This is a genomic window from Gemmatimonadota bacterium (assembly GCA_026706345.1).
GTDB lineage: Bacteria > JAAXHH01 > JAAXHH01 > JAAXHH01 > JAAXHH01 > JAAXHH01.
In genome coordinates, this window is sequence record JAPOYX010000080.1 from 1 (window position 1) to 4364 (window position 4364).

The 4364-nt window shown below is 62.4% G+C and carries 4 protein-coding genes; all 4 read right to left on the bottom strand.

Annotation, left to right across the window (positions count from 1 at the left end; genetic code table 11):
• A partial coding sequence (locus OXG98_06275) for an aryl-sulfate sulfotransferase (protein ID MCY3771607.1) occupies positions 1-1388 on the bottom strand: 1388 nt, incomplete at its 3' end.
• 46 nt (positions 1389-1434) lie between these two features.
• Positions 1435-2412, bottom strand: coding sequence for a DUF6152 family protein (locus tag OXG98_06280; protein MCY3771608.1), 978 nt, complete (start codon positions 2410-2412; stop codon positions 1435-1437).
• Positions 2413-2536: 124 nt separating this feature from the next.
• Complete coding sequence (locus tag OXG98_06285) at positions 2537-3607, bottom strand: DUF6152 family protein (GenBank protein ID MCY3771609.1); 1071 nt, start codon at positions 3605-3607, stop codon at positions 2537-2539.
• 104 nt (positions 3608-3711) lie between these two features.
• Positions 3712-4110, bottom strand: coding sequence for a hypothetical protein (locus OXG98_06290; GenBank protein ID MCY3771610.1), 399 nt, complete (start codon positions 4108-4110; stop codon positions 3712-3714).
• Between the last annotated feature and the right edge of the window lie 254 nt (positions 4111-4364).

Here is a 4364-nt window from a genome sequence, read left to right on the forward strand (position 1 = left end):
GGACGAGACCCGTCCGGCAGGAACACTTCACCAGAGTAAGGCGTCCAGTATTCCCAGACGACCTCCTGATCCGGAGTCACCTCAAGAAGACGTCCGCGGGGACCCGACGTGATCAGCGTGTTGCCATTGATCAGGCGATGGGCACCAGAGATAAAGCTGGCGCGCAATCCCGGTGCCGAGTAACTCCAGACGGGCGCCGACGGGCTGAAGGATGCACCGTGGCTCAACACATAGTGTCCGTCGGCGTTGATCGGTATCTGTAGCTCGTCGACGGAGGTGACAGGGCCATCAGCGCCCGGAGCATTGTTGTTGAAGACCAGGATATTCCCGGCGCCAGGGAAGCCTTCCGGAATCCACTGGGCGTCGTGTTGTCCACCCATGCGTCGGTCATTCTCTGTTCCGCGACCGTACGTGCGCGAATTGCCCCAACGATAGAGCAGGTCGCCGCCCATGCCGTAACGGCCGCCTGTGCTCCCCGCGGCCTCCTCGGTGGTCGTGCTGTGGTCGATGACCCACAGCTCATGGTAGTCATGAGCGCTGATTACAATCTGATCCAACGCAGCGTTGTACTGAATCGCGTTCGCGTGAATCAGATCGGAGTCCTCGGCAGGATCCGCGTCGGGATCGATAAAGCCCTGCGTGCGCAGCAGCTCCAACTCCTCCGCGGAGGGCGGTAGCACGTCGCCGTTGATGTCGATGCGTTCGGGATGCTCCGCCAGGTCCCCGTAGTCATCAAGCTCGGGATCATAGTCCTGAATCAGGTGGTCCCAGGCGTGCCACTCCCAAACCACCCGTGCGCTATCTGGCGGTTGCGGCTCGTACTCGAGAATCATGTCCGGCCACAGCCCGCGTTCGGGTATGAGGTTCGGGCGACGGCCCGCCTGGCGCGCCTCCTCGGCAGTCTTGACGTCCCAGGCTATGGCCAACACATTGCCGTTCGGGAGAATCTCGATGTCGTGATGGAGCAGTCGGTCCTCCGTATTCAGATCAATCTGCCAGATCAGCTCACCGTCCCAGGTAAACTCCTGGATGTTGCCACCCTGCCCACCAGCTGAAATCCCATGTAATACCGGTTCGCGCCCTCCGCGCATCAAGTTGCCGTTGTCACGAAGGTAGCTGGAGCCGGTCGGCGCGTAGTCGCTCTGCCACGTATGCACAACCTGACCATCGTTGTCGATGAGATAGGTCGTGTCAGAGAGAAGTGGTCCGAACAGGACATAACCCGGCGAAGCGCTGTCCGCGTTGATCCGCAAACCTCTTTGCTCGTCGAGCCCCGACGCTGCGCGCTGCTGCGCAGTCCCCTGGGCGAAGGAACCAGCGCTGTGAACGACCAGCCAGCCGGCGGTGATCACAAGCTTCGCCGATGAAAGGAAGCCGCTGGTTCTCATTGTTGTTCTCCGACCGATCCGGACCAGAGGCGTCCGCCGAAAGTGGTCATTCACAGTACAGCGGCTCTATGCTCTCCTCGCCGATATCAATCCAGTCCCAGCTTAGCGTTACCGGCTCGACCAACGAAGCTGGGTCGATGACAGTCTGCTGGTATCTGAGCACGTTTCCGTCATCGACAAGAGAAAACCGCTCCAGTATCTCGACATCCTCGGTCTGCGGCCTACCCGCATCATCCACATAAGGCCATCCAACACGTGTCGTACGAACCTCGAGCGTGTCACCTACCCACCGGCCTACGGAATAGCCCAGGGCTGAGGCGGGCACATCATCAGGATTCGCTTGGGCAATCATGTTGATGGTGCGTAGTACCGCAAACGCGGTGAGCTGCAGGTCAATGTGGTCCCCGCGGTCAACGAACTCAACTGGCAGGGGATTGAGCATTACGGCCGGCATTCCCTGCGGCAAACAGGGGTCGAACTGGGGCGTATCGGTCATCCTGGCCTGCGCCGAGGCGGTCAGCTGGATGTCAATGCCTCTGACGGCATCGGTATAAGTTGCCCTATCTGCGCTCCAGACCCGATAGAGGCCAAGTTCTTCACGCCTGACCCGCTCGTTGAGCCATTGCCCGCCAGAGTAGTTGTCCGACCAGCGATTCCTGCTCGCCTGGGAGAACAAGACCTCCTCCCCACTGGGAAGCAGCAGATTGGTCACCATCATCGCTGCAGGGCGTTGGGTCGACCGCCAGCCTGCGGCCCGAACCTGCCCACCGACGGAAAATGCCTCTTCAACAAGCCCGGCTCTCTCGACCGCGTACACCGCACCGGTCGCCAGCTCCCACTCCTCGGTATCTCCGTCTGGATCGCTCACTTGCACAGTGAACATCACATGCGGATTCCTCCAGTGGACTCCAACCAGCACTCCTTCAAGCTCATGAATGACGCTTCGATCGTACTCAGCGGTCGAATGGTGTCCAGCTACTGCGGCCGGAAGCATGGACAACCCGAGTATCGCGGCCCATCTCATCACTGCTCCAAGGTCGAGTCGCTGGCATCCAGGAGCCTGGACCTCATCCCCAAGGTGTTGGCTTCTCAGTCTGCAGCCTACCGTTCTGGTGCGGTTCAGGGTCCGATAGAATCGCTAGCCAGCCTCAGTTGGAGCTGGCCCGAAGGGGTAACCGGCAATCGACTCCGGTGAACTCGTACTCCTCGGCGGCGTGGGGCTTCTGCCAGCCCATCTCCCATGGACCGTCGAGGTACACAGGATCCGTCACGACGATGCTCATCTCGAGCCGGGGCCCGAGCACCGGGTCGTCCGCACGCCGATAGGTCTCGACGGTTGTGGCTTGATCGCTCAACAGGTGACCGCTGATTGACGACAGCCGGCTCGCCAGTTGTGTCGTTTCGATCACCAGCGCGCCGTTCTCATAGCGGGCCACGGCATGACCGAGCCGGGTATGTTCATCCGTGTCGGATCCCCGCCCATCCAGATAGATGACGCGCCCGTCGCCACCCCCTTCAAATGCCACGACCACGCGGTCGTCGTGTTGCTCAATCTCTACGGAATGGATGGTCGTGACCGTACGCACGAGCCCCGGGGCTTCGCAGTCAGTGAAGGCGGGATCGGCGGCGGCATCGAACGCTGCCTGCATGGTTCTGCCGGCTTCGTTCCATGGTGCCGGCGGTCTGTCCGTGCTCCCGGGGTCGCCCCCGAACCAGGTGCCCGTGAGATTAGGCCGGCCATCGTCGAGCGTCGGGTTCAGGGAGTCGGCGGTGCGCCTTTGGAGCCGGTCGGTGCTCGCGAGATTGCGAATCACCGAGCCGTCGGCAGGATCGATCTCGGCGACCGCGTCACTGCCTGCCGTGAACGCCCGCCGCTCCAACAGTACCATCGGCCCGGCATCTCGTCTGGGGTGACCCACCACGCGGAGATACTGACCTTCCTGGAACGTGTCCGCCGTCCAGCCCCAACGTCGCATCGCGGCCGTCGAGGGCGCCGTGGCCATCCACGACCCTTCGACTCCATCGTCATCGGTCACCGTGAGAACGACATTCACGTGCGGGTTCTTGAAGATGAATTCGTCCACGTAGCCCTCGATCTCGATGTACTCGGTGACGTCAAACGCCGCCGAGGCCGCGTGATGTGAATAGGCGGGAATCATCCCCAGTGCCGCAAGGAAAAATACCGACAAGCTTTCTTGGTATCTCATGATGTTGTCCATACCCGTAAGTGGCTCCCCCACGTTCTATTGGATGATCCTACACCCTCCAGTTCCGAATGTCCGTTTGAACCGCGCCGGGCCTTCCGGAGGCCATGCCTGTTGCGTCACGCGGCCCACGCCGTGGGCTCGCGTTGGCGACGATACGCTGCTTCGGCCACTGCGGACGGTCGGTTCCCGATGACCTCCAGCAGACGCCAATGGTCGAACGAGTCGACCCATTCCAGGGCGGAGAACTCCACCGGCCCCAGACCTCGCCAAGGGCCCCGCGGGCGAATCAGCTCCGTCCTGTGCAGTCCGACGATCGACTCGGCAGCGTTATCGCAGGCATCGTCCACGCTCCCCACCCATTGCTCGAGGGCGTCGAGCACGAGAGTCGCGCGCAGCGAGTTTCCCACCCGCCAGCCCACGATGCACAGGGCAAAGGCGCCGATGACGAAGGCAGCGTAGACGCACCGGCCCGGGTTACGACAAAGGCACGGCGCGTTCGGCAGCGTCGCCCGCAACAGCCGATTGATCCCGTCCGCCGCGACGGCAGCGTCGCCACCGGGATTGTGGTCTTGACCCTCCGGCCCCGTACCACGCAACGCAGACCCAGCTCGCGCATCAGCCGCGCCACCGTACGGCGTGCGACCGCGAAGCCCTCGCGGCGAAGCTGGCGCCGGACCTTGCGAACGCCGTACACCGGGAAATTCTCCTCCCGCACCCGGCGCATATGCTTTCGCAATTGCGTGTCCCGACCACCACGGGCCGGCAAACG

What these genes read in the sequence shown, in the direction of transcription:
- OXG98_06280 (MCY3771608.1), bottom strand. Translation starts at nt 2,412, where the DNA reads ATGAGATGGGCCGCGATACTCGGGTTGTCCATGCTTCCGGCCGCAGTA.
- OXG98_06285 (MCY3771609.1), bottom strand. Translation starts at nt 3,607, where the DNA reads ATGGACAACATCATGAGATACCAAGAAAGCTTGTCGGTATTTTTCCTT.